24 protein-coding genes are annotated in these 21335 nt (G+C 70.2%); 15 read left to right on the top strand and 9 right to left on the bottom strand.

Annotated elements, in window-relative coordinates:
• Positions 1-50 precede the first annotated feature (50 nt).
• Entirely contained in the window at positions 51-1277 is a 1227-nt protein-coding gene (locus ACQEVJ_RS01910) for an XRE family transcriptional regulator (RefSeq protein WP_433096505.1), read from the top strand.
• An 87-nt stretch (positions 1278-1364) separates the two neighbouring features.
• On the opposite strand, the gene ACQEVJ_RS01905 is transcribed toward ACQEVJ_RS01910, so the two are convergent.
• The gene (locus tag ACQEVJ_RS01905; protein WP_433096503.1) at positions 1365-2420 is read right to left on the bottom strand and encodes an endo-1,4-beta-xylanase; all 1056 of its coding nucleotides are present in this window, start codon (positions 2418-2420) and stop codon (positions 1365-1367) included.
• A gap of 366 nt (positions 2421-2786) precedes the next feature.
• Here ACQEVJ_RS01905 and ACQEVJ_RS01900 point away from each other — a divergent pair, with 366 nt between their 5' ends.
• Positions 2787-3626: a YwqG family protein gene (locus ACQEVJ_RS01900; protein ID WP_433096501.1), complete on the top strand. Its 840-nt coding sequence runs from the start codon at positions 2787-2789 to the stop codon at positions 3624-3626.
• 53 nt (positions 3627-3679) lie between these two features.
• On the opposite strand, the gene ACQEVJ_RS01895 is transcribed toward ACQEVJ_RS01900, so the two are convergent.
• On the bottom strand, positions 3680-4594 hold the full coding sequence (locus ACQEVJ_RS01895; RefSeq protein WP_433096499.1) for an AMIN-like domain-containing (lipo)protein: 915 nt from the start codon (positions 4592-4594) through the stop codon (positions 3680-3682).
• A 477-nt stretch (positions 4595-5071) separates the two neighbouring features.
• Here ACQEVJ_RS01895 and ACQEVJ_RS01890 point away from each other — a divergent pair, with 477 nt between their 5' ends.
• Positions 5072-9340, top strand: coding sequence for a discoidin domain-containing protein (locus ACQEVJ_RS01890; protein WP_433112517.1), 4269 nt, complete (start codon positions 5072-5074; stop codon positions 9338-9340).
• A gap of 55 nt (positions 9341-9395) precedes the next feature.
• Here ACQEVJ_RS01890 and ACQEVJ_RS01885 read toward each other — a convergent pair whose 3' ends face one another.
• A complete protein-coding gene (locus tag ACQEVJ_RS01885; protein WP_433096497.1) occupies positions 9396-10535 on the bottom strand; it encodes a GH12 family glycosyl hydrolase domain-containing protein in 1140 nt (379 codons plus the stop codon).
• A 192-nt stretch (positions 10536-10727) separates the two neighbouring features.
• Here ACQEVJ_RS01885 and ACQEVJ_RS01880 point away from each other — a divergent pair, with 192 nt between their 5' ends.
• Positions 10728-11090, top strand: a complete 363-nt coding sequence (locus ACQEVJ_RS01880) for a DUF488 domain-containing protein (RefSeq protein WP_433096495.1) — start codon at positions 10728-10730, stop codon at positions 11088-11090.
• Between the two features lie 66 nt (positions 11091-11156).
• Complete coding sequence (locus tag ACQEVJ_RS01875) at positions 11157-12293, top strand: hypothetical protein (RefSeq protein ID WP_433096493.1); 1137 nt, start codon at positions 11157-11159, stop codon at positions 12291-12293.
• A 75-nt stretch (positions 12294-12368) separates the two neighbouring features.
• Here ACQEVJ_RS01875 and ACQEVJ_RS01870 read toward each other — a convergent pair whose 3' ends face one another.
• Genes ACQEVJ_RS01870 through ACQEVJ_RS01845 form a run of 6 tightly spaced genes read right to left on the bottom strand, consistent with a single transcriptional unit; the run spans position 12369 to position 14957 of the window.
• Entirely contained in the window at positions 12369-12944 is a 576-nt protein-coding gene (locus ACQEVJ_RS01870) for an alkaline shock response membrane anchor protein AmaP (RefSeq protein WP_433096491.1), read from the bottom strand.
• A gap of 17 nt (positions 12945-12961) precedes the next feature.
• Positions 12962-13570 carry a DUF6286 domain-containing protein gene (locus tag ACQEVJ_RS01865; protein ID WP_433096489.1) on the bottom strand — a complete coding sequence of 203 codons (609 nt, stop codon included), beginning with the start codon at positions 13568-13570 and terminating at the stop codon, positions 12962-12964.
• Positions 13545-13871, bottom strand: coding sequence for an Asp23/Gls24 family envelope stress response protein (locus tag ACQEVJ_RS01860; protein WP_433096487.1), 327 nt, complete (start codon positions 13869-13871; stop codon positions 13545-13547). The genes ACQEVJ_RS01865 and ACQEVJ_RS01860 overlap by 26 nt, the downstream gene beginning before the upstream one ends.
• On the bottom strand, positions 13868-14053 hold the full coding sequence (locus ACQEVJ_RS01855; protein ID WP_433096485.1) for a hypothetical protein: 186 nt from the start codon (positions 14051-14053) through the stop codon (positions 13868-13870). The genes ACQEVJ_RS01860 and ACQEVJ_RS01855 overlap by 4 nt, the downstream gene beginning before the upstream one ends.
• Before the next feature lie 2 nt (positions 14054-14055).
• Entirely contained in the window at positions 14056-14475 is a 420-nt protein-coding gene (locus ACQEVJ_RS01850; protein WP_433096483.1) for a hypothetical protein, read from the bottom strand.
• Positions 14472-14957, bottom strand: a complete 486-nt coding sequence (locus ACQEVJ_RS01845; RefSeq protein ID WP_433096481.1) for an Asp23/Gls24 family envelope stress response protein — start codon at positions 14955-14957, stop codon at positions 14472-14474. Before ACQEVJ_RS01845 ends, ACQEVJ_RS01850 begins: the two co-directional genes overlap by 4 nt.
• Positions 14958-15290: 333 nt before the next feature.
• On the opposite strand from ACQEVJ_RS01845, the gene ACQEVJ_RS01840 reads away from it, so the two are divergent.
• The 10 genes from ACQEVJ_RS01840 (at position 15291) to ACQEVJ_RS01795 (ending at position 21266) form a co-directional block, all read left to right on the top strand.
• Positions 15291-15851: a hypothetical protein gene (locus tag ACQEVJ_RS01840; protein ID WP_433096479.1), complete on the top strand. Its 561-nt coding sequence runs from the start codon at positions 15291-15293 to the stop codon at positions 15849-15851.
• Between the two features lie 5 nt (positions 15852-15856).
• Positions 15857-17278, top strand: a complete 1422-nt coding sequence (locus tag ACQEVJ_RS01835; protein ID WP_433096477.1) for an SRPBCC family protein — start codon at positions 15857-15859, stop codon at positions 17276-17278.
• 103 nt (positions 17279-17381) lie between these two features.
• Positions 17382-17798 (top strand): gas vesicle protein GvpJ, encoded by a 417-nt coding sequence (gene gvpJ, locus ACQEVJ_RS01830; RefSeq protein ID WP_433096475.1) that lies wholly within the window; start codon positions 17382-17384, stop codon positions 17796-17798.
• 1 nt (position 17799) lies between these two features.
• On the top strand, positions 17800-18591 hold the full coding sequence (locus ACQEVJ_RS01825) for a GvpL/GvpF family gas vesicle protein (RefSeq protein WP_433096473.1): 792 nt from the start codon (positions 17800-17802) through the stop codon (positions 18589-18591).
• Between the two features lie 19 nt (positions 18592-18610).
• The gene (locus ACQEVJ_RS01820) at positions 18611-18844 is read left to right on the top strand and encodes a gas vesicle protein GvpG (protein WP_433096471.1); all 234 of its coding nucleotides are present in this window, start codon (positions 18611-18613) and stop codon (positions 18842-18844) included.
• A 4-nt stretch (positions 18845-18848) separates the two neighbouring features.
• Positions 18849-19265, top strand: a complete 417-nt coding sequence (gene gvpO / locus ACQEVJ_RS01815) for a gas vesicle protein GvpO (protein WP_433096469.1) — start codon at positions 18849-18851, stop codon at positions 19263-19265.
• A complete protein-coding gene (locus ACQEVJ_RS01810) occupies positions 19262-19726 on the top strand; it encodes a gas vesicle protein (protein ID WP_433096467.1) in 465 nt (154 codons plus the stop codon). Before gvpO ends, ACQEVJ_RS01810 begins: the two co-directional genes overlap by 4 nt.
• Positions 19719-20558, top strand: a complete 840-nt coding sequence (locus tag ACQEVJ_RS01805) for a GvpL/GvpF family gas vesicle protein (RefSeq protein ID WP_433096464.1) — start codon at positions 19719-19721, stop codon at positions 20556-20558. The genes ACQEVJ_RS01810 and ACQEVJ_RS01805 overlap by 8 nt, the downstream gene beginning before the upstream one ends.
• Positions 20555-20875 (top strand): gas vesicle protein, encoded by a 321-nt coding sequence (locus ACQEVJ_RS01800; RefSeq protein ID WP_433096462.1) that lies wholly within the window; start codon positions 20555-20557, stop codon positions 20873-20875. Before ACQEVJ_RS01805 ends, ACQEVJ_RS01800 begins: the two co-directional genes overlap by 4 nt.
• On the top strand, positions 20862-21266 hold the full coding sequence (locus tag ACQEVJ_RS01795) for a gas vesicle protein K (RefSeq protein ID WP_433096460.1): 405 nt from the start codon (positions 20862-20864) through the stop codon (positions 21264-21266). The genes ACQEVJ_RS01800 and ACQEVJ_RS01795 overlap by 14 nt, the downstream gene beginning before the upstream one ends.
• Positions 21267-21335 lie beyond the last annotated feature (69 nt).

Here is a 21335-nt window from a genome sequence, read left to right as displayed (position 1 = left end):
GACACTGGGGGTGCTCAGGACGCCCCCACGTCTGGCGGAGAGGTGAACGCATGATCACCGAACTTCCCGCATGGGCCGTACGGCTCCGTGCCGAACGACGCGACCGGCTGTGGAGCCAGAAAGAGATGGCCCGCAAGCTCGTCGAGGCCGCCGACGAGGAGACCCGCAACCGCCTGCCCTCCCGCGAGACCATCATCCGCCGCATCAAGGCATACGAGGCTGGGCACAACGAGCCCCACGACCCCTACCGCATGCTGTATGCCCGAGCCTTCGGCACCACCGAAACCGCTCTGTTCGGCTCGGACCGGCGACCTGTTCCCTCCCTCACCAGTGCGCCAGACCCGGACCTGTATGAGCGCATCACGAAGGCCATCGAACATCCGCAGCGCGTGGATGCCACCACGATCGAGTGGCTCGAACGCTGCCTGGGCGAACACCGCCGCGTCGAGGACACCTTGGGGAGCGGTCCGCTGCTGCCGGTCGTACGCGCCCAACTCGACGCGATCACTGTGCTCGCACAAGGGGCTCCGGGCCCGCTCGCCGACCGCGTGGTCGCCATGCTCGGGCAGTACGCCCAGTTCATCGCCTGGATGTGCCAGGACTCCGGCGACCATGCCGCCGCACTCGCCTGGTACGACCGCTCGCACGGCTGGGCGCTGGAGGCGGGCGACGCGGCTCTGGCCGCCACCACGCTCAACATGCGCGCCCATCTGGCCTGGAGCATCGGCGACGCACTCCGGTGCGTACGGCTGGCCGAGGCCGCGCGCTGGCACGACGGGAGGACGACCCTTGGTGTGCAGGGCATGGCGGCCCAGATGGCGGCCCGCGGCCACGCCGAGATGGGCGAAGCCGGGCCCGCGCGGCGACTGCTCGGAGAGGCCGAGAAACTGATCCGGGCAGCGGGCGAACATCCGGAGAACGAGCCGCCCTGGATGTACTTCTACGACGACGGCTGGTTCGACATGCAACGTGGAATGGCCGAACTGGCCCTCGGCGACGGCCCGCGCGCGGTGCGATTCCTCGACCGCGGACTGGCGACCCTGCCCGAGGCGTATCGGCGTGACCGTGCCTGGTTCGGGACATGCCTGGCGCGCGCCCATGCCCTCGCCGGTGACGTGGAGGCCGCCGAACGGCTCGCGGTCGCTGCGGCTCCTGACGCCTTGGCCGTCAACCGTTACGCCGTTCAGGACCTACGTAAGTTGTCCGGCGCGCTGCGCCCCGTCCGCTTTCAGAGCGGGCAGAGCATCGAGGATGCCTTGAAAGCGGCAGAGCGATAGCACCGGCTCAGTCTCGGTGGCCGGGTTTGCAGAACGGCGGAACGGTGCCCGCGCCCCTGGCGGGCGCGGGCACCGTCATGGGGAGGGTCAGTGCCTTCCGGCTCCGCGCAGGGCGTCGCGGATCGCGTAGTAGGCCGGCTTGGGCTGGAGGTTCTCGTCGTACGGCAGGGCCGCGCCCTCACCATCGAAGAAGGCGGGGATCCAGGAGTACTTGTCGGTGTAGTCCCAAATCGTGATGCCGACACAGCGGCGGACGGCGAGGCAGGCCTTGGTCACCCTGGCGTACCAGTCGGCCTGGGTCGCGAGCTTGGCCTCGTCGGCCGGCACGTACATGCGGATGTCCAGCTCGGTGATCGCGACGTCCACGCCGAGGTCGGCGAAGCGCTGCAGGTTCTGCTGGAGCGTGTCCGGATAGCCGTACTGCAGCGCGAGGTGCCCCTGGAAGCCGACGCCGTCGATCGGCACGCCCTGGGCCTTGAGCTGCTTCACCAGGTTGTAGTACGCGTCGCTCTTGGGCCCGACGGCCTCGATGTTGTAGTCGTTCAGGTAGAGCTTGGCGTGCGGGTCGGCCTGGCGCGCCCAGCGCAGCGCGTCGGCGATGTAGCCGGGGCCGAGCGTCCGGTAGAAGATCGTGTCCCGGTAGGTGCCGTCCTCGTTGAACGCCTCGTTGACGACGTCCCACGAGTAGACCTTGCCCCGGTAGTGGCGCGCCTCGGTCACGATGTGGTTCTTGAGGATCGCCCGGAGCTGATCGGCGGTGAAGGTGCCGTTGTTCAGCCAGTCGGGGAGCTGGCTGTGCCACACCAGCGTGTGCGCCCGGAAGGACATGTGGTGCTTGCGGGCGAAGTCGAGCACCTGGTCACCCTGGGTGAAGTCGAACACCCCCTGCTGCGGCTCGGTGGCGTACCACTTGAGCGCGTTGCCCGCCGTGGTGGAGTTGAACTCGCTGCCGAGGATCTTGAGGTACGCCGCGTCGGAGAACTCGGGGTTGTCGGTGGCCGAGCCGAGGTAGCGATGCGAGGCGCCGGCCAGCTCACCCAGGGTCTTGTCGTGGTGCCGGTCGGGGTGGGCGGAGGCGGGGGCCGCCGCGAGCGCGGTGACGAGCCCGGCCGCGGCGAGGGCCGCGGCGAATCTGTGCAGCATGAGGAAGGTCCTCCGGTCGGGGGTACGGGGTCGGACGTCCAGATGCACGAGCCGGGAATGTTCCACAAGCCGAAACTTTCGAAACAATCCCCTAACTTTCTGTTGACGTACCTTACGAACTGGCCCGTCTCGGGTCAATGCCGGACGGCAAATCCAAGGATTACCAGCGGAAACGCCAGGGCAGGGTTGACAACAAATACGGCCTATTCCGAAAGTTTCAACGAGAGAGGCCGTAAAGAGACACTCGGCCGTCGAACTTCGCGTCGTACCGCGCCCAACCGAGGGAACAGGTACTTGGTCGCAACCGCGGTGACCGGTCCGTCAACGGCGGCGGGTCTGTCATACCCGGGAAGCATGATGGCCGGCATGAAGGACTGGATGATCGACTTCGCGGAGTTCGCGCGCGAGGAGTTGCCGGCGGAGAGCGCGGAGCGACTGATCGGGCTGCTACGGCCCGCGATAAGACTGTCGGCCGCCGAGGACGGGGAGATCGTGGTCGGACGGCTCGGGGGCCTCCCGAAGCTGCCGGACGACATGGCGTGGCCGTCCCTCGCCGACGGGTGCAGGCCGATGTCGTTCCTGGCCGAGCTCGACTGCGGGGAGCTGGCACGCTACGAGGTGGACATCGCCCTGCCCGGCACCGGCACGCTGCTGTTTTTCGCCACGACCGACGCGAGGCAGTCGCAGGTGATCTACGTGCCGCACGGAATCGCCGTCGCCGAGCGGCCCGCGCCCGACGACCACGCCACGGTGTACGCCGAGCTCCCGCTCGCCGCGGTCACCGAGCCGAGCTGGCCGGAGCGGGACCATCCCGCTCTCGTGGATGTCTTCGGGAGCCTTGAGGAGGCCGAGGAGAGGGTGTGGCACCACGTGCTGGACGAGGACACCGGCGAGACCTTCGACCAGCAGCTCACGCTGTTCGAAGACGGAGGAAGGGACGGGCCGCCGCACCAGGTGGGCGGCTACTCGGACGGGCTCCAGAGCCCGATCGAGGCCGTGGCGGCGCATGCCGCCGGCACCGGCTGGTACGGCGATCCGGCCTTCCAGGAAGAGGCGCGGCAGTGGGTCACGCTCCTGCAGGTAGCCGAGGACACCAGGGCCGGGATGATCTGGGGCGACGGCGCGTGGCTGATCTGGGGTATCCGTAAGGACCATCTGGCCGCGCGCGACTTCTCCAAGGTCCACCTCTCCGTCCAGGGGCACTGACCCCGGTGGTCGCGGACGAAGGAGGAGGGCCGGGCGCCCCGGCCCTCCCGCCGTCACGGTTCCAGGCTCTCCGGCACGGAGTCGGATTGCCCCTTCGGGCGTTCGGTGCGGTCGTGGGCGTCGTAGATCTTCACCCAGCGGATTCCGGGAAGCCGCTTGAGCGTGGGCGTGATCTCGTCGGCGACCGTGAAAGCCGACCCACCGCTGCCGAGGGAACCGGTGAGCCGCACATGGGCGACGCCGTCACGGACGACGACCGAACGGACGCCGGTGGCCCCCGAGGCGACGAAGCGCAGCCCCTTGGCGTACTCCGCCTGCGTCGGCCCGGCGAACAGCCGCTGGAGCGCGCCGCGCGCGGTGGACGGCGGTGTCACCGGCCGTGACACCGCCGCCGTGTACGGCCGCCGCCCCGCCGCGTACGCCCGGGAATCGAGGAAGTACGTCCGCACCGGCACGGTCCGGTAGGGCGTCTTGATGTCCACGACCACCCGGCTCGGGTGCGTGAGGGTGTAGACGCGGTAGGGCGCCTTCCTGGTCAGGCCGATGCCGAACGTGAGCTCCGCCTCGAAGTCGCCCGCGTTGACGACCTGGATCACGCCGGGCAGCGCGAAGGTCTCGCGGGCGGGCCCGTAGGTGGGGTCCCCGTTCTTGTCGTGGCCGGTCGCGCCGCCGAAGCGCAGCCCGAGGATCGCGTCGCCGGCCACCGGGACCGTGTTGCCCGAGCCGTCGGCGATCAGCCGGGGCACGTAGCCGGCGTTGCGCCGCGCCGGGAGCGGCCCGCGGAACTCGAAGACGACCCGGTCGAGTCCGGGCTGGTGCGAGGCGCGCACGTCGACCAGGGTCGCCACGCGCGGGGCCGCGTGAGCGGCCGCCTTCAACGGGGCGGGTGTCGCCGCGGCCGGGGCCGCGATCAGGCTCGCCAGCGGCACGGCCAACGCCGCGAGCGAGCGCCTGGGGGGCAGAAACATGAGGGCTCCTCTGCCGGGTTCCTTTCGCGAGTTGGGGGACCCGCGGGCGGGCGCAGGACCGGTTCCGGACCGGCGCCCAACTGAAGTATCCCCAGGTGGGCCCGGCTCGGGGACGGGACAGACCTGTCACCTTCCATCCGACTTTTCTGACCCATTGACGGCGCGGTGGGCCCTATGTAACATCTGGGCAACCTAATGTAAGAAATTTGCAGCTCTAAATCGAGACTTTGCGGCTCTCCGCAAGTTCCGGCAGGAAGCACTGCGTCCGTGCGCCCCGCCACCGTCACCTTTCGCATGAAAGGACCTGAGGTGATGTCGGCCACGGCAGTGGGCAACCGGTCGCCGCCGCGACCCCGTCCAGCCCCGATCTCCGAAATCCCCCCACGACCGCGGATCGGACGACCCGCCGGTCGGTTCCTGCCGGACAGAGGAACGCAAATGTCGAAAACGCATGTCCCGTTATTGCGCTTGATCGCTGTGGTGGCCGCGGCCTGCCTGCTCGCCGTGGCCGCGCCCCTCTCCCCCGCCTCCGCCGCCGGCGGCCCCAACCTCGCCGCCGGCCGCACCGTGACCGCGAGCAGCAGCAACAGCCCGTACGTCGCGGGCAACCTCAACGACGGCAACCAGGGCACCTACTGGGAGAGCTCCAACAACGCCTTCCCGCAGTGGGCGCAGGTGGACCTCGGCAGCGCGACGAGCATCGACCAGGTCGTGCTCAAGCTCCCGCCCGCCTGGGAGGCCCGCACCCAGACGCTGTCGGTGCAGGGCAGCACCGACGGGTCCTCCTTCAACACGATCGCGAGCTCGGCGGGGCGCTCCTTCGCCCCCGGCTCGGGCAACGCGGTGACGATCGGCTTCACCGCGACCACGACCCGGTATGTCCGGATCAACATCACCGCCAACACCGCCTGGCCCGCGGCGCAGCTGTCCGAGATCGAGGTGTACGGCGCCGCCACGGCCTCCGGCAACCTCGCGCTCGGCAAGACCATGAAGGAGAGCGCGCACGCCGACGTGTACGGCGCGGGCAACGCCAACGACGGCAACCAGGCCACCTACTGGGAGAGCTCCAACAACGCCTTCCCCCAGTGGCTCCAGGTGGACCTCGGCGCCTCGACCGCGGTCAACAAGGTGGTGCTGAAGCTCCCGCCCACCTGGGAGGCCCGCACCCAGACGCTGGCCGTGCAGGGCGGCACCGACGGCACGAACTTCTCCACCCTCGCCGCCTCCGCGGGACGCACCTTCGACCCCGCGAGCGGCAACACGGTCACGATCGGCTTCTCCACCGCGAACGTCCGGTACGTCAGGGTGACCGTCACCGCCAACACCGCCTGGCCGGCCGGGCAGGTCTCCGAGTTCGAGGTGTACGGCCCGGCGCCCACCGGTGACACCCAGGCCCCGACCGCGCCGTCGAACCTGGCCTACACCGAGCCCGGCGCCAACCAGATCAGGCTCACCTGGTCGGCCTCCACGGACAACGTCGAGGTCACCGGATACGACGTCTACGCCAACGGGGTGCTGCGCACCAGCGTCGCAGGGAACGTCCTGACCTACACCGACACCCAGCCGGCCGACGCGACCGTCTCCTACTACGTGCGGGCCAAGGACGCGGCCGGCAACGAGTCGGCGAACAGCAACACGGTCACCCGCAAGGGCTCGACCGGCGACACCCAGGCCCCGACCGCTCCCGGCAACCTCGCCTACACCGAGACCACGCCGGGGCAGATCAAGCTCACCTGGACGGCCTCCACCGACAACGTCGACGTCACCGGATACGACGTCTACGCGAACAACGTGCTGCGCGGCAGCGTGGCCGGAAATGTCACGACCTACACCGACACGCAGCCCACGAGCGCGACCGTGTCGTACTACGTGCGGGCCAAGGACGCGGCCGGCAACGAGTCGATCAACAGCAACACCGTCACCCGCAACGGCTCGGGCGGCGGCTCGAACATGGCCGTCGGCAAGCCGATCACGGCCTCCTCCTCGACGTTCACGTACGTCGCGACGAACGCGAACGACAACGACGTGGCGACCTACTGGGAGGGCGCGGGCGGCTCCTATCCGCAGACGCTGACCGTCCAGCTCGGGGCCAACGCGGTCGTCAGCTCGGTCGTGGTCAAGCTCAACCCCGACGCCGCCTGGTCGACCCGTACGCAGACGATCCAGGTGCTGGGCCGCGAGCAGAGCGCGTCCGGGTTCACCAACCTGACCAACGCGGCGACCTACACCTTCAACCCCGCGAGCGGCAACACGGTGACGATCCCGATCTCCGGCCCGGGCTCCGCAACGGTCGCCGACGTGCAGCTCAAGTTCACCGCCAACTCCGGCGCTCCGGCCGGGCAGGTCGCCGAGTTCCAGGTCATCGGCTCCCCGGCGCCCAACCCCGACCTGACCATCACCTCCCTGTCCGCCTCCCCCGCGTCCCCGGTCGAGACCGACGCCGTAACGCTGTCGGCGACGGTGCGCAACGCGGGCAACCTCGGCTCCGGCGCCACCAACGTCAACTTCTACCTGGGCGGGACCAAGGTGGGCACCGCCGCGGTCGGCGCCCTCGCGGCCGGTGCCTCGGCCACCGTGACGGCGAACATCGGCCAGCGCGACGCGGGCAGCTACCCGCTGAGCGCCAAGGTCGACGAGTCGAACGCGGTGATCGAGCAGAACGAGACCAACAACTCCTTCACCGCCTCCTCCCCGCTGGTCGTGAGGCCGGTCGACAGCTCCGACCTGGTGGCATCCCCGGTGAGCTGGTCGCCCGGCAACCCGGCGAACGGCAGCACGGTGACGTTCACCGTGGCGATCAAGAACCAGGGCACGGTCGCCTCGGCGGGCGGCGCCCACGGCATCACGCTCACGATCGCCAATGACTCCGGCACCGTCGTCAAGACGCTGACCGGCTCCTACAGCGGTGCGATCGCGGCCGGGGCCACGACGAGCCCGGTCAACCTGGGCACGTGGACGGCCGCCAACGGCCGGTACACGGTGAAGACGGTGCTCGCCGCCGACACCAACGAGCTGCCGGTCAAGCAGGCCAACAACACCTCCACGCTGCCGTTCTTCGTCGGCCGCGGCGCGAACATGCCGTACGACATGTACGAGGCCGAGGACGGCGTGACCGGCGGCGGGGCGACGGTCGTCGGCCCGAACCGGACCATCGGCGACCTGGCCGGTGAGGCGTCCGGCCGCAAGGCCGTGCGGCTCACCACCACCGGCAGCTACGTGGAGTGGACGACCAGGGCCGACACGAACACCCTGGTCACCCGCTTCTCCATCCCCGACGCGGCGGGCGGCGGCGGCACCGACGCCACGCTGAACGTCTACGTCAACGGCAGCTTCCTCAAGGCGATCAACCTGACCTCGAAGTACGCGTGGCTGTACGGCCCGGAGGCGGGCCCGGGCAACTCGCCGGGCGCGGGCGCCCCGCGGCACATCTACGACGAGGCCAACGTCCTGCTCGGGACGACCGTCCCGAAGGGCAGCAAGATCCGGCTGCAGAAGGACGCCGCCAACACCTCCGCGTACGCGATCGACTTCGTGAACCTGGAGCAGGTGTCGGCGATCCCCAACCCCGACCCCGCGACGTACGCCGTCCCGACCGGGTTCACCCACCAGGACGTCCAGAACGCGCTCGACAAGGTGCGGATGGACACGACCGGCAAGCTGGTCGGCGTCTACCTGCCGCCGGGCGACTACCAGACGTCGAACAAGTTCCAGGTGTACGGCAAGGCGGTCAAGGTCGTCGGCGCCGGGCCGTGGTTCACCCGGTTCTACGCGCCCACGACGCAGGAGAACACCGACATCGGCTTCCGGGCGGAGTCGTCGGCCAACGGCTCGACGTTCTCCGGGTTCGCCTACTTCGGCAACTACACCAGCCGCATCGACGGGCCGGGCAAGGTGTTCGACTGGCAGAACGTCGCCAACATGACGATCGACAACATCTGGGTCGAGCACCAGGTCTGCATGTACTGGGGCGCCAACACCGACAACATCACGATCAAGAACTCGCGGATCCGTGACACGTTCGCCGACGGCGTCAACATGACCAACGGCAGCACGGACAACCTGGTCTCCAACAACGAGGCGAGGTCGACCGGCGACGACAGCTTCGCGCTGTTCTCGGCCATCGACGCGGGAGGCGCCGACGAGAAGAACAACGTCTACGAGAACCTGACCGCGATCCTGCCGTGGCGCGCGGCCGGCATCGCCGTCTACGGCGGGTACGCGAACACGTTCAAGAACATCTACATCGCGGACACGCTGACCTACTCCGGCATCACGATCAGCTCGCTCGACTTCGGCTACCCGATGAACGGCTTCGGCGCGAGCCCGCCCACGGTGTTCGACAACATCTCGATCGTCCGTGCGGGCGGCCACTTCTGGGGCCAGCAGACCTTCCCGGCGATCTGGCTGTTCTCCGCCTCGAAGGTGTTCCAGGGCATCCGGATCAGCAACGTGGACATCGTGGACCCGACGTACTCGGGAATCATGTTCCAGACCCAGTACCTCGGCGGTCAGCCGGTCAATCCGATCAAGGACACCGTCCTCACCAACATCTCGATCTCCGGCGCGCACAAGAGCGGCGACGAGTTCGACGCCAAGTCGGGCTTCGCCCTCTGGGCGAACGAGCTGCCGGAATCGGGCCAGGGGCCGGCGGTCGGATCGGTGACCTTCAACAACCTGAAGCTCAGCGACAACTACCAGGACATCAAGAACACCACGTCCACCTTCACGATCAACATCAACCCCTGACGATGTGACGGCGCCGCCGGAGGGACATCCCTCCGGCGGCGCTTTTTCACGGTGTTCAGGACGAGCAGGGGGTGCCGTTCAGCGTGAAGCCGGTGGGGTTGCCGTTCGAGCCGTTCCAGGTGCCCTGGAAGCCGAACGAGACGTTGCCGCCGGCCGGGATCGAGCCGTTGTACGACAGGTTCTTCGCGGTCACCGACGACCCGCTCTGGGTGACGTCGGCGCTCCAGTAGCCGGTGAGCTTCTGGCCGTTCGGGAAGGAGAAGCCGACGGTCCAGCCGTTCACCGGGCTGGAGGAGGTGTTGGTGACGGTGACGTTGCCGGTGAAGCCGCCGGGCCACTCGTTCTTGCTGTAGCTCACCCGGCAGGCGCCGTTGCCGCTCGGCGGGGGCGTGGGGCTGTGCGACGCGGTCGGGCTCGGCGACGGGTCGGTGGGAACCGTGCCGCCGATGCTGTAGGAGAAGTTGTTCACCGCCAGCCCGGTGCCGCCCACCCAGGGCTCGAACCCGGCCTGAACGCTGGTCAGGTACCACGACCGCTGGCCGTAGCCCCGGCTCACCATGTCGTCGAAGAAGGTCCTCACCGCGAAGCTGAGCGAGTTCGTCGGCGAGGTGCGGACGTAGGAGACGACGTTCCAGCCGCTGTTGCCGTACCAGACGTCCCAGGTGGCGCCGGCGAGGTTGACCGTGCCGACCTTCGAGCCGACCGGCTGGATGGAGCCGGTGTGGTTCAGCCAGACCATCAGCTCGGCGCCGGTGTTCTGGCCGTCCTTGCGCGCGGTCGGGTCGAACCAGATGTCGTACGCCGCGTCGTACACGCCCGAGCCGGGGTACGTCATGCTGACGCTGGTCTGGACGGTGTTGAACTGACTGTTGCTCACCTGCAGGGGGAGACCGCTGCCGCTGGAGCAGTTGGCGTAGTGACAGCCGGCGTAGACCGCGGGGTAGGCGCCGGGGGCGCCGTTCTGCGCCTTGTTGTGGGACGCCTGCGTCACCGAGAACCCGGTGCTGGTGACGTTGATGCACTGCTGCGTGTCATCGCCCCAGTTGTTGTTCATGACGACGTACTTGCCCTGGATTGTGGTCGAGCCGTACTTCTCGCAGATCGCCGTGTCCGCGTGCGCCGCCTGACCGACGACGAGCGACGCGGCGACCGAGCCGAGCATGGCGAGACCCGCCGTGATCATTCGCATCCTCATGTCCCGGACCATAGACATCGGGCCGAGGTGGGCGACATGGACCGAATTGGTCGACGACTTGAACGAAATCCCGACCAGCGACAACGCCCTTACGGAAAGTGAAACTTTCAGTTACACACCTTGTCCGGCTGCCGGACACCGGCGTGCGCATCCGCCCGCTGGGGAGTATGGCTGCAGGAGGAGGTGAGGGCGATGTCCGTCACGGTCCGCCGCGTGTACGAGGAGCCCGCGCCCGGGGACGGGACACGGGTGCTGGTCGACCGGGTGTGGCCGCGCGGCCTCACCAAGGAAGCCGCTCACCTGGACGAATGGCTCAAGGACGTGGCGCCGTCCGGCGCCCTGCGCACCTGGTATGGCCACGTCCCCGAGAGGTTCGGCGAGTTCCGCAGCCGCTACCTCGCTGAGCTGGACGATCCCGAGCGGCGCGCCGCCCTCGACCGGCTGCGCCGCCTCATGGAGAGCGGGCCGCTGACCCTGCTCACCGCGACCAGGGACGTCGAGCACAGCCAGGCCGCCGTCCTCGCCGAGGTCCTGTCCGGCCACTCGTTGCAGTGATCCGCAAGTTGGCTCCCATTCTGGCCGGAGACCATGGGCGCCTTCCGATCACACACGAGGTGTCATGTGAGACGTCCAGCGTTCCTCCGAAGGCTCGGGATCGCCGGTGTGCTGCTGGCGGGGCTGCTGCTCGCCGTGCCCGTGCAGCAGGCGACCGCACAGGCGGCGGTCACGGCGACCCCGACGCCCAGCGCCCCCGCGAACCCGTACGTCACCGCGTCGGGGATGAAGGTCACTCCCTCCACCTACACCGGCTCGTGCAAGGTGGGGCCGTACGGCCTGGAGCACACGGTCTCGGCGACCATCACGGTCACCAAGCCCATGACCGTCAACTATTCGTGGATGGCCGACTACGGTTTCTGGACCCCGGGTTCGGTGACCTTCGACGCGCCCGGCAGCAAAACGGTCAGCAACGTCTTCTTCCGCACGACCAGCCTCAAGGGCACGATGCGCTTGAAGCTCGCCGACGAGCTCGGTGGTGCGGAGACCGAGGCCGCCACGTTCGACACCGTCTGCGTCGACCCGGGGGTGATCGCCTCACAGATGCAGGTCACCCCGGCCGCCTACACCGGCCCGTGCAACGAGACGGAGTCCGGTCTTAAGCACGTGTTGTCAGCGAAGATCACGGTCTCCGCGCCGACGACCGTGAAGTACCTCTGGATCAACCAGGAGAACCAGCCCTGGCCCGGTCCCAACCCCGTCTCCGTGACGTTCGACGCGCCCGGCACCAAGACGGTCGTCAACGGCTTCGTCCGCACGACCAGCCTCAAGGGCACGATGCGCCTCAGGATCGTCGAGCCGGCCGGCGTCGCCGACACCCAGGCCGCCTCATTCGACACGGTCTGCGTCAAGCCGACGGTGTCCGACATCAGCAAGCAGCGCACCGACGAGAACGAGGTGTGCGGGCCCGGCCGGCCCGCCGAGCTCACGCTCACCGCGAAGCTCGCCGTGGCCGACGGCCCTGCCACCGTCGACTACCGCTGGTATCGCAAGAGCAACCAGACCCGCAACCAGTGGGTGTACCTCGGCGCCGGAAGCACCGCCTTCACCTCGACCGGGGCACAGGAGAAGACCATCACCACCAGGTACGGCACGAGCCTGTCGGAGAACGGCTCCTTCAAGGTGGAGCTCTCCTCCCCCTATCAGGGCCTGGGCCAGGGCTCCTTCCTCGTGAGTTGTAGCACCAAGAACGACGGTCTGTGACGACCGCGGAGGGCGGCACACCAGGTGGGCCGCCCTCCGCTGCGGGCCCGGTGTTGCGGGCCCGGTGTTGGGGGTTCAGTGGACCTCGCGGGTCCGGCGGCCGCCGGTGATGTTGAGCCGGACCATCGCCGGGAGGCGGCTCAGGCCGAGCGTGGTGCGCAGGTTCGGGACGGCCTCATCGTGCAACCGGGTGACCAGTGCCCCGAGGTCGGCCGGTTCCACGGCGGAGACGCCGAGGTCGAGGTGCGGGTCGTCGGACGAACCGCGCAGCACGGCGTGCGCCCTGCGAACGTCCGGATAGGCGCTGACCTGCTCGGCCAGGGCCGCGCTCGCGGGATGCGTGTCGACCTCGGTGACCCCTGACGTGTCCGACTCCAGGCGCAGCCGCCGCGGCCGGTCGATCCGCAGCAGCGCCAGAAGCCAGGCCAGCCCGATGAGCCCGATCACGAATCCGATGGCGGCCACGACCGGCCAGAACCACGGCGTCGTCGCCGCGAGACTCCTGGCCCCCGCGTCCACCACCGGCCCCCGCACCGCGGCGCCGCCGAAGGCGCCCAGCGCCCGCGCGAGCGCGAGGCCGCCCGCGGCCAGCAGGACCAGGCCGAACAACGCCAGGCCCGCCCGGTTGCCCTTGCCCGATCTCGTCTTCACGGTCCTGCCTCCTTCGCCTATGACGGCCCGTGCACGCGCAGGTGCAGCGAGACACGGCGGGCGGGGGCGAGCCGGGCCAGTTCGTCCCCGACGGCCGCCCGCACGCGCTCCTGGAGCGCCGTCGTGTCGCGCAGGTCCGTCCGGACCGACACGTTCGCCTGCCAGCCGCGCAACCGCACTCCGGCCGCGCGCACGCCGTCCACCTGGTTCGCCCTGGCTCTCAGCGCCCGCGCCAGCGCACGGCGCGGCAGGCCGACCACCAGGTCGGGGTCCCCGGTGCGCAGCGCGATCATCCGCCCCCGGCCGGGGACGGCCGCGATCAGTATCAGCACCAGTCCGATCAGGGCCAGCGCGGAGGCCACCGCGAGGGCTCGGCCGTCGTCCCAGGCCGCGGTGGTCGCCCAGCGGGCCCACCCTTCGTATGGCACGATCTTGACGGGGAGCCCCAGCAGCGCGGAGACCACGTGGACGGCGGTGAGGCCTCCGATCGCCAGCAGCGCCAGCGCGGCGACCACGGCCGGCAGCCCCCGGCTGGGCCGGAAGGACCGGCGGGCCGCCCCACCCCCGGACCCCCGCATCGGGACGAAGCGCTGCCCCCTTTCAGATGGGCCTCGGCCTTCGCTCATCGCCACCCCTCCGCTCGGGCACAAGCTCCACGACCTCGATGTCCACGTTCTCCACGGCGATGCCGGTCAGCTCACGCAGCCGCCGCCGGACGTGCTCGCGGATCTTCGCGGCCAGCCGCGGCACCGGCGCCGGGTAACGCACGGCCAGATCGCAGTGGACCGCGGCGACCGCCCCGCACACCGACGCCGACACGTGGGGCAGGCCGGTCACGTGCTCGTCCTCGCTCGCCAGTTTCTCGGCGATCCTCGCGAAGGCGCGCTCCGAGATCGTCGTCGTCCCGTGCGCCGCGGGCACGCTCATTGTCGTCTCGGGTGCATCTGCGGCAGGTGTACGCCGCCTTCGAGCACCAGGCCGACGAAGAACCCGACGATGCCGAGGACCAGGACGATGATGAACGCGGCGAGGCCGCCGAAGGCCCCGACCACCCCAAGCACCGTGCCGAACAGCAGCCCCACGAGGCCCCAGAGCGGATAGCCTTCCATGATCATTCCTTCCTTTCGCCGTCGTCTCTGACCACGTCGGCGATCGTCACGTCCACCCTTCGGCCGGCCGCCAGGTCGCCGATCGCGTCACGGACCAGGTCGGCGACCTCCGGCAGCGGCCTGCCGTATCGGGCGACGATGTCGATCTCGATCGCGTCGTCCCGTATGGCGACGCCCGGGACGAGACCACCGGGCAGGTACGTCGCGACCACGCCGAACGGTCCACGGGACAGGTCGGCGACGTCGGGACACGACAGCACGCGGTCCGCTATCCGGCGGGCGGAGACCTCGCGTTCCGCTTCCTCCGCTCCGGCGTTCCGCTCCGGCGGCGGGCCTTCCGGGGAGCCGCGCCCGGCAGGCTCGGGCACCGGGACCCGCCGGCGGCCGTGTTCCGCCCCCGCGCTCTCCGGAACTGCGCTCATTGGACCCGCGGCTCCCCGTCCGCGGGCGCCTGCGACTCCTGCGGCTCCTGCTGCCTCGGCAGGTGGACGTCGTCGACCGCGATGTTGACCTCGGTGACCTCCAGCCCGCACATGCGCTCCACCGCGCGGATCACATGGCTCCGCACCGCCTGCGCGAGGTCGGGGATCGCGACGCCGTACTCGACGATGAGGTGGATGTCCACGGCGGCCTGCCGCTCGCCGACCTCGACCGACATGCCCCGGGTGACACCGTCCTCCCCGCCGAGCGCCCCCCTGATCGCGCCGAACGCGCGGGCCGTGCCGGTGCCGAAGTCGTAAACTCCGTCGATCTCGCGGGCCGCCATGCCGGCGATCTTCGCGACCACCTCGTCGGCGATCGTGGTGCGGCCCCGCTCCGTCACCAGGCCGGCGCCGCCGTGCGTTCCAGGGGACCGCCCGGGCGCCTGCTCGACGGTCGCGGTCGTCGTTCTGGTCTCGGTCATGTGACTCCCCCGCTTCGAGCGCGCGGTAGGTACCGCTTACCGCCGATACACGCCCGTGATACCCGGTTTGCACACAGTAATCATCGGAGGTGGGGCGAGGTTGGGTCATCGGAACCCCTCCAACACACCAAGACCGGCGAGCGCGGCGAGGGTCAGGGCGGATGGCCCTAAGACAGGGATCAAGTCCGACCAAAACTGCCCGGTATGTACTGGATCGAGTTTTTATGTGCCTGTCTAGGGCATTCATACCGTTCAGTCAGATCGCAGCGCCGCACGGCGAGACGGGCGGATGTCCGGAACGGCGCTTCGGGGCGGTCAGTAGGAGGCGCGATCATGAAAGACGGACTGAAGGTGGCCCTGGCTGTCATCGCGGGCTATTACCTCGGCCGGCACCACAAGCTGCGCCTGGCGCTGGTGCTCGCGCTGGCCATCCTCGCCGCCCGCCTCAAGGGTGAGGGAGCCGCGGGCGCCCTCCTCGAACAGGTTCCCAAGATCCTCGGCGGCAACGTCCCTGACCTGGGCAAGATCACCGAGCGCGTGCGCGGCGACCTGCTCGACATCGGCAAGGCAGCGGCCATGCGCGCCACCAGCCGTCAGATCGACAACCTGAGCGACAAGCTGCACGAACGCGCCGAGGCGCTCCGGCAGCCCAAGGGCCGGGGCCGGGCCGCGGCGGAGGAGGAAGAGGAAGAGGAGAAGGAGCGGCCGACGGAGGAGGGCCGCCGCCGGGTGCCCCGCCGCCGTCCGCCGCAGCGCGAGCCTGAGCCCGAAGAGGCCTACGAGGAGGAAGAGGAGTACGAGGAGCCGTACGAGGAGGAGGCAGAGGAGCCCGAACCCGAGGAGCGGCGCCGGCCCCGGATCCGTCCCACCCGTCCCATCATGCGGAGGAGGTGAGACCGATGACCGAACAAACGCGAGATCGGGCGCAGGCCACCACACGGGCGCCGGACGAAGGGGCACTGCCCACGCAACGGCTCGGGCAGGAGTTCCAGAACCTCGCCACGGCCGTCGCCGAGCGCGCGTTGTCCCGGGTCGCCGAGAAGATCGACGGTCTGGCCGGCCGTCTCACCGACTACGTGGAGCACGGCGGCTCCGGGCTGTTCAGCGCACTCACGGGGAAGGAGGGCGGCGGACGAGAGGCGCTCAGGGGGCTGCTCGGCGGCCTCACCCGCGGCCGGGACGCCCGGGAAGTGCTCAAGACGGTGGCCGACCGGTTCGGCGCGACGAGCGGAGGCGGCCTGCTCGGCGCTCTCACCCACGCTCTCACCGAGGACGGTGGAGGCGGCCACCCCGTACGCGCGGCCCTCATGGCGTACGGCAAGGAGAAGATCAAGGGCCTGTTCGGCAGGGGCGGCGGCGGAGGCAAGGGCCGCAAGGGCAAGAAGCTCAAGGTCACCAACATCATCGAATCGCTCGACATCGGCGCGCCGCTCCGCCTGGTCTACAACCAGTGGACGCAGTTCGAGGACTTCCCGAGCTTCATGAAGAAGGTCGAGACCGTCGAGCAGAAGTCCGACGAGAAGCTCGGGTGGAAGGCGCAGGTCTTCTGGTCCCACCGCACGTGGGAGTCGACGATCGTCGAGCAGATCCCCGACAGCAGGATCATCTGGCGGTCGCAGGGGCCGAAGGGCTTCCCGGACGGCTCGGTGACCTTCCACGAGATCACGCCCGAACTGACCCGGGTCCTGCTCGTCGTCGAGTATCACCCGCAGGGCTTCTTCGAGCGTGTCGGCAACCTGTGGCGGGCCCAGGGCCGCCGGGTCCGGCTTGAGTTCAAGCACTTCAAACGGCACGTCATGACCAACTCCCTGCTGCGTCCCGAGGAGATCGAGGGCTGGCGGGGCGAGATCCGCGACAGCGAGGTCGTCAAGGACCACGAGACGGCGCTGCGCGAGGAGCGCGAGCGGGGCGAGGAGGCCCCCGAGGAACGCGAGGAAGCCGAGGAGTTCGAGGAGCCCGAGGAAGAGGCCCCGGAAGAAGAAGGCGCCGAAGAAGAGGGCGCCGAAGAAGAGCCGTACGAGGAAGAGGAAGAAGAAGAGGAGGAGGAGGAGCCCGAGCGGGCGCGCAGGCCCGCCTACGCGGGCGCCCAGGCGGGCGGCCGCACCAGGCCGCCGGCCACCCGGACGCGTGCCGCCGAGCCCGAGGAGCGCGGCACGCGGGCACCGGTCCGGCGGCGCGGGGCGGAGACCGAGCGAGGCGAAGGCGAACAGGCCCGCAGGGGCGAGGAGACCGAGGAGACGGGCGAGGCCCACGCAGGGGCGGGGGAGGAGCGGCCGGTGCGCCGCCGCCCCCTGGTCCGGCGCCGCCGCCCCCCGGAATAGGAGGCACCAACAGCGACAAGTGGAGCAGCCGCCCGTACGCCGGGATGGCGGCGGGCGGGGCGAGTGATCGGAAACACGACACGGAACCGAGGAGGGGAAACATATGACGGTAGCCGTTCCACCGACGGGTGGCGGCGGATTGCCGGGCCGGTCGTCGGGATCGGGCCTGGCAGACGTCATTGACACGATCCTGGACAAGGGCCTCGTGATCGATGCCTACGTGCGGGTCTCACTGGTCGGCATCGAGATTCTGACCATCGACGTGCGCGTCGTCGTCGCGAGCGTCGACACCTATCTCCGATTCGCGGAGGCGGTGAACCGGCTGGACCTGGCATCCCAGCAGCAGGGGCTGCCCGATCTCCTGTCGAGCGCCCCCCAGAGCATCGCCCACGGCAAGTCCAAGGGCGTGGCCCAGGGCGTGCTGGAGGCGGCCGGAGAGAAGCTGCAGGACATCTTGGCGAACTACGCGGAGGAGGAACCCGCCCCGCGTACCCGCAGGCGTCGACGGGAGGAGGACTGAGATGTCGGGCTCCATCAGGCAGTCCGGGGCGGGCGACCGGGCCGAGGCCCCGCAGCGCAACACCGCGTGCTACGTCTACGGCATCCTCCCGGAGGACGTGGAGATCAGCGAGGACGCCATCGGGGTGGGCGATCCCCCCAGCCAGATCAAGATCATCAGGCATGGTGAGATCGCCGCCCTGGTGAGCGACGTCGACGTGGACCGCCCCCTCGGCCGCGCCCAGGACCTGGTGGCCCACGAGCAGCTGCTCGACGAGGCCGCGGCCGAGGTCCCCGTGCTTCCCCTGCGGTTCGGCGCCGTGATGACCACGCCGGAGGCGGTCGTGGAGGAGCTGCTGGCCCCGCATCACGACTCGTTCGCGGCCGCCCTGAAGCAGATCGAGGGGCGTGCCCAGTTCGTCCTCAAGGCGCGGTACGCCGAGCAACCGGTGCTGGTCGAGGTGCTGACGGAGAACGCCGAGGCCAGGCAGTTGCGCGAACGGATCAGGCAGTTGCCGGAAGAGGTGACACGCAACGAACGGATCCGCCTCGGCGAGCTGATCACGCAGATCATCGCCGCGAAACGCGAGGCCGACACGCAGGCGGTCGTCGAACGCTTCGAGCCCTTCACCGACGGCGCCGTGATCCGGGACCCCAGCCACGAGCGGGACGCCGCGCACGTCGCGTTCCTCGTGGAGAACGACCGCCAGGCCGACTTCGAACGCGCCGTCGGGGAGTTGCGCTCCGAGTGGGGAGACCGGGTCGAGGTCCGGCTGCTCGGGCCGATGGCGCCGTACGACTTCGTCACCACCTGACTCATGAGGGGAGGCTGCCGTGGGACTGATCAGCATGCTGTTCACCTGGCCGCTCGCCCCGATCCACGGCGTCATCCGGCTGGGCGAGCTGATCCAGCAGCAGGTCGAGCATGAGCTGAGGGATCCGGCGGCGGTCCGGCGGCGGCTGGAGGCCATCGAGGAGGCCAGACGCTCGGGCCAGATCTCCGAAGAGGAGGAGGCCCAGGCCGTGGAAGAGATCCTCAGGCTCATGAGCGGCCCGCGGAGGGGGTGATCCCATGCCTCCCCGGCGGAGAGTCCGTTACGACGAGGACGCCGCGCCGCACGGGCGGCGGGCCCCCTCGGGCATGCCCGTCGAGGAGGACGGGCCGTACGACGAGTCCGAAGGCGAAGACGAACGCGGTGCCGAGCCGCGCCGGCGCCGGGCCGCGCTGAACGCGGTGTCGGCCGGCCGGCTCGGCCTGCGCTACATCGCGGACCTGACCTCCAAGGACACGGAGGGGGTCACGTCGGTGGAACCCGTGGAGAACGGCTGGCTGGTGGACGTCGAGGTCGTCGAGGACCGCAGGATCCCGTCCACCAGCGACATGCTGTCGATCTACGAATGCCAGGTGGACGACGAGGGGAACCTCATGTCCTACCGGCGCACCCGGACCTATCGGCGCGGCTCCGGCGCCTACGGCGGTGGGCTATGACCGATCCCCGCTCGCGTCCCGTCCTGCGCGAGTCTTACGCGCCGCCGCCCGTCATGGGCCGGGAGTCGACCAACCTGGGCGACATCCTGGAACGCGTGCTCGACCGGGGCATCGTGATCGCCGGCGACATCCGGGTGAACCTGCTGGAGATCGAGCTGCTGACCATCAAGCTGCGGCTGGTCATCGCCTCGGTCGACACCGCGCGAGAGATCGGCATCGACTGGTGGGAGCGCGACCCGTGGCTGAGCGGCAAGGACCGCGAACTGGTCGAGGAGAACCGCCGGCTCCGCGACCGCCTGAACGCGGTCGAGGAGCGCCTGCTCGCCTGGGAGGAGCGGACGGAACTCGAACCGGGCGAGCGCGCGGACGAGCGACCGGGTGAGCGGCGGGGCGACCGCCAGGCCGAGGCTCGCGCCCGGCGGCTCGGCCGGCCCGGCGGATCGGAGCCCGGCCGTGAGTGAGAAACACCCCGCCGTGAGTGAGAACCACCCCGCCGTGGGCGGTCCCGGCCAGGGGGTCTACCTGTACGCGGTGACGTCCGGCGGCGAGCCCCCTCGTGACCTGCGCGGCGTCATGGACGGCGCGGTGCGGCCCGTGTCCCACGGCGGGCTCGTGGCCCACGTCAGCGACGTGCCCCTCGACCGGTTCGGGGAGGAACCACTGCGCCGCTCGCTGGAGGACCTCGACTGGGTGGAGGGAGTCGCCCGCGCCCATCATCGGGTCGTCGAGGCGCTGGCGGCGGCCGGGCCGGCCGCCCCCGTGCGCCTCGTGACCGTCTACACCGGCGAGGAGCAGGTCCGCGACCTCCTCGACCGCCGCCACGACGACTTCGCGGAGATCCTGTCGCATGTCACGGGACGGCGGGAGTGGGGCGTCAAGGCCTACCTGCGCCGGGACACGCCGCCTCCCTCCCCCGCGCCTGCGGCCACCGCCGAGGCCGGTGGCGGCAGCCCCGGCATGGCGTACCTGCGCCGGAAGAAGGAGAGCCTGCGCGGCAGGGAGGACCTGTGGCGGGCGGCGGCCGAGCGGGCCGAGCGCCTGCACGCCGAACTGGGACAGCTCGCCGTGGCGAGCCGCCGCCACCGCCCGCAGGACCCCCAGCTGTCCGGGCGGAGCGAGTCGATGGTGCTCAACGGCGCCTACCTGGTGGATCCGGCCCGCGAGGAGGCGTTCGCCGCGGTGCTCGGCGGCTACCGCGACCGGTTCCTGGACGTCGAGCTCACCGGCCCGTGGGCGCCCTACTCCTTCACCTCGATCGACCTCGGGGCGGACCGGGCCGGGGGCGTGCGATGACGGCCGGCGGGACCCCGGCGTACGTGCCGGAGCGCACGCGGGGCGCCGCCCTCGCGGCCGACGGCCGCCTGCCGCCCGAGCGCGTGGCGCTCGTCGACCTGCTCGACCGGCTGCTCGCGGGCGGCGTGGTGATCACCGGCGACATCGTGCTGTCGATCGCCGACATCGACCTCGTCCACATCTCCCTGCGGGCGCTGCTCGGCTCCGTACGCGGCACCGAGCCGTTCGCCCCACTCGGCGAGCCGTACGCGGAGGGCGGGCGGCGGACGGACGATCCCGGCGGCGGCAGGAGGGAGGGTGAGGATGACCGGTGGTGAGGCCAGGAGCGCTCCGTGGGACACCGCGGCGGGGCCGTGGCGGATGGGCGTGGAGCCCGAGGCGGGCGGCGCGGACCAGTGGGAGCGGAGCGCGGAAACCGGGAGGGGAAGTCCCTGGCGGCTGAACACCGACCCGGACGCGGTCCGGCGCGACCTGAGCCGTCTCGTGCTGACGCTCGTCGAACTGGTGCGCCAGCTCGTGGAACGGCAGGCCATCCGGCGGATGGACCAGGGCGACCTGTCCGACGAGCAGGTCGAGACGCTCGGCCTGACGCTGATGCGCCTGGAGGAGGCCATGACCGAGTTGTGCGAGCGGTTCGACGTCTCACCGTCCGACCTCAACCTCGACCTGGGGCCCCTCGGCACGCTGCTGCCCACCGACGGGCCGTGACCGCGCGTGTATGCGACCTGGGGACGTGACGGGCCGACCGGCAGCCCCATGGCACGTGCCGGTCGTGTT

The organism is Microbispora sp. CA-102843, assembly GCF_050936215.1.
In the GTDB taxonomy this organism is placed as follows: Bacteria; Actinomycetota; Actinomycetes; order Streptosporangiales; family Streptosporangiaceae; genus Microbispora.
This window is presented reverse-complemented; position numbering and strand designations above follow the sequence as displayed.

Coding starts and splice junctions, on each gene's coding strand:
- ACQEVJ_RS01910 (WP_433096505.1), top strand. CDS start 51: ATGATCACCGAACTTCCCGCATGGGCCGTACGGCTCCGTGCCGAACGA.
- ACQEVJ_RS01905 (WP_433096503.1), bottom strand. CDS start 2,420: ATGCTGCACAGATTCGCCGCGGCCCTCGCCGCGGCCGGGCTCGTCACC.
- ACQEVJ_RS01900 (WP_433096501.1), top strand. CDS start 2,787: ATGAAGGACTGGATGATCGACTTCGCGGAGTTCGCGCGCGAGGAGTTG.
- ACQEVJ_RS01895 (WP_433096499.1), bottom strand. CDS start 4,594: ATGTTTCTGCCCCCCAGGCGCTCGCTCGCGGCGTTGGCCGTGCCGCTG.
- ACQEVJ_RS01885 (WP_433096497.1), bottom strand. CDS start 10,535: ATGAGGATGCGAATGATCACGGCGGGTCTCGCCATGCTCGGCTCGGTC.
- ACQEVJ_RS01880 (WP_433096495.1), top strand. CDS start 10,728: ATGTCCGTCACGGTCCGCCGCGTGTACGAGGAGCCCGCGCCCGGGGAC.
- ACQEVJ_RS01865 (WP_433096489.1), bottom strand. CDS start 13,570: ATGAGCGAAGGCCGAGGCCCATCTGAAAGGGGGCAGCGCTTCGTCCCG.
- ACQEVJ_RS01860 (WP_433096487.1), bottom strand. CDS start 13,871: ATGAGCGTGCCCGCGGCGCACGGGACGACGACGATCTCGGAGCGCGCC.
- ACQEVJ_RS01855 (WP_433096485.1), bottom strand. CDS start 14,053: ATGGAAGGCTATCCGCTCTGGGGCCTCGTGGGGCTGCTGTTCGGCACG.
- ACQEVJ_RS01850 (WP_433096483.1), bottom strand. CDS start 14,475: ATGAGCGCAGTTCCGGAGAGCGCGGGGGCGGAACACGGCCGCCGGCGG.
- ACQEVJ_RS01845 (WP_433096481.1), bottom strand. CDS start 14,957: ATGACCGAGACCAGAACGACGACCGCGACCGTCGAGCAGGCGCCCGGG.
- ACQEVJ_RS01840 (WP_433096479.1), top strand. CDS start 15,291: ATGAAAGACGGACTGAAGGTGGCCCTGGCTGTCATCGCGGGCTATTAC.
- ACQEVJ_RS01835 (WP_433096477.1), top strand. CDS start 15,857: ATGACCGAACAAACGCGAGATCGGGCGCAGGCCACCACACGGGCGCCG.
- gvpJ (WP_433096475.1), top strand. CDS start 17,382: ATGACGGTAGCCGTTCCACCGACGGGTGGCGGCGGATTGCCGGGCCGG.
- ACQEVJ_RS01825 (WP_433096473.1), top strand. CDS start 17,800: ATGTCGGGCTCCATCAGGCAGTCCGGGGCGGGCGACCGGGCCGAGGCC.
- gvpO (WP_433096469.1), top strand. CDS start 18,849: ATGCCTCCCCGGCGGAGAGTCCGTTACGACGAGGACGCCGCGCCGCAC.
- ACQEVJ_RS01810 (WP_433096467.1), top strand. CDS start 19,262: ATGACCGATCCCCGCTCGCGTCCCGTCCTGCGCGAGTCTTACGCGCCG.
- ACQEVJ_RS01800 (WP_433096462.1), top strand. CDS start 20,555: ATGACGGCCGGCGGGACCCCGGCGTACGTGCCGGAGCGCACGCGGGGC.
- ACQEVJ_RS01795 (WP_433096460.1), top strand. CDS start 20,862: ATGACCGGTGGTGAGGCCAGGAGCGCTCCGTGGGACACCGCGGCGGGG.